Annotated in this window: 2 protein-coding genes and 1 pseudogene; all 3 read left to right on the top strand. The window is 48.3% G+C overall.

Annotated elements, in window-relative coordinates:
• Positions 1-464 (top strand): DUF4351 domain-containing protein (locus B9T16_RS28045; protein ID WP_410246321.1); only part of this gene is annotated, 464 nt, incomplete at its 5' end.
• Between the two features lie 431 nt (positions 465-895).
• Positions 896-1786: a DUF2887 domain-containing protein gene (locus B9T16_RS28040; RefSeq protein WP_410246322.1), complete on the top strand. Its 891-nt coding sequence runs from the start codon at positions 896-898 to the stop codon at positions 1784-1786.
• 115 nt (positions 1787-1901) lie between these two features.
• Positions 1902-2092 (top strand): annotated as a pseudogene (locus tag B9T16_RS28035) (DUF2887 domain-containing protein); the annotation flags it as partial.

Below are 2092 nucleotides of genomic sequence, written 5' to 3'. Positions count from 1 at the left end.
GTCCGAATTTGGCGTTGTTGGGGTTGTTGGTAGTGCCGGAGTCGGAAACCCCACAAAGCGCTCGTGATTTGTTGAATGTTGAGGCGAGTGAGGAGGTATTTCGGCGACGGTTGGATTTGGTAGAAAGTATACTGGTGAGTAAGTTTCCACAGTTGAGCTTGGAGGAGATACGGGAAATGTTGGATATTACCCAGGTTAGGCTTGAGGATACCCGGTTTTATCGGGATGTGTTGCAGAAGGGCCGCGAAGAAGGCCGCGAAGAAGGTCGCGAAGAAGGTCGCGAAGAAGCACAGACGGAGATGCTGTTGCGACAGTTAACCCGTCGCTGTGGTGAGTTGTCGGATATGCAACGGCAACAGGTGATATCTCTCAACTCGGGTCAAAAGGATGAGTTGGCAGAGGCTTTGTTAGATTTTCGGGGGATGGAGGATTTAGTGCGCTGGTTGCAGACAGATGAAAACTGACAAACTTATCCCAAACCAACTCAGAATTGAAGAAACCCGGTTTTTTTGACAAAGACAAACCCCGTTTCTGGAAACAAGCGATCGCCTTCCCAACCACCCAGGAGTCACATATTCCTGTAGGGGCGGGTTCAACAGCCTATATTCTTCTTCACCAGCAGCGATATAAACCCGCCCCGTTTTTTGACAAACCCCGTTTCTGGAAACAAGCGATCGCCTTCCCAACCACCCAGGGGTCACATATTCCTGTAGGGGCGGGTTCAACAGCCTATATTCTTCTTCACCAGCAGCGATATAAACCCGCCCCGTTTTTTGAAAAACCCCGTTTCTGGAAACAAGCGATCGCCTTAATCAAAGCCTTAATCAAAGCCTTAATCAAAGCCTTAATCAAAACCTTAATCAAATTGGACTCAGTAGCAGCCCCGTCCCAAAAGATGAAAACTGACAAACTATTTTATCGCATTTTCCTATGGCAACCGGAACTGATTGCTGAGTTAGTGCCGGGCATTCCCATGGACTGCCAATTTGATTATAGCGCTCCGGTGGTCAAAGAACAGGAACAGCGTATTGATGGCTTATTTACCCCTGTGGGGGATGATAACCCAGATTTGCCCTTGGTGTTCGTGGAAGCGCAAATGCAGCCTGATAGGGGATTCTACGGTCGCTTTTTTCGGGAAGTGTTTATGTATCTGGGACAATATGAGGTGAGCCGACCTTGGCGGGGGCTATTGATTTTCTCCAGTCGCAGCCAGGGGTTTGGGGTGGAGACTCCCTATCGCCTGCTATTAGATAATTTGGTGGAAAGGCTTTATCTCGAAGACTTGATTGGTAGGTCGGATTTGAGTCCGAATTTGGCGTTGTTGCGGTTGTTGGTATTGCCGGAGTCGGAAACCCCACAAAGCGCTCGTGATTTGTTGAATGTTGAGGCGAGTGAGGAGGTATTTCGGCGACGGTTAGATTTGGTAGAAAGTATACTGGTGAGTAAGTTTCCACAGTTGAGTTTGGAGGAGATACGGGAAATGTTGGATATTACCCAGGTTAGGCTTGAGGATACCCGGTTTTATCGGGATGTGTTGCAGAAGGGTCGCGAAGAAGGTCGCGAAGAAGGTCGCGAAGAAGGTCGCGAAGAAGGTCGCGAAGAAGGTCGCGAAGAAGCACAGACCCAGATGCTGTTGCGACAGTTAACCCGTCGCTGTGGTCAGTTGTCGGATATGCAACGGCAACAGGTGATATCTCTCAACTCGGGTCAAAAGGATGAGTTGGCGGAGGCTTTGTTAGATTTTCGGGGGCTGGAGGATTTAGTGCACTGGTTGCAGAGCATATGATGGTGTGAATCCATTATAGAATTTTTCTCAATATATTCATCAAGCGATCGCCTTAATCAAAGCCGTAATCAAAGCCGTAATCAAATTGGACTGAGTACCAGCCCCGTCCCAACATATGAAAACTGACAAACTATTTTATCGCATTTTCCTATGGCAACCGGAACTGATTGCTGAGTTAGTTCCTGGCATTCCCATGGACTGCCAATTTGATTATAGCGCTCCGGTGGTCAAAGAACAGGAACAGCGTATTGATGGCTTATTTACCCCGTGGGGGATGATAACCCAGATTTGCCCTTGGTGTTCGTG

Source organism: Arthrospira sp. PCC 8006 (genome assembly GCF_046480465.1).
Lineage (GTDB): Bacteria > Cyanobacteriota > Cyanobacteriia > Cyanobacteriales > Microcoleaceae > Limnospira > Limnospira platensis.
Note: the sequence above shows the minus strand (reverse complement) of the source record. Positions and strands in the feature narration are given on the sequence as shown.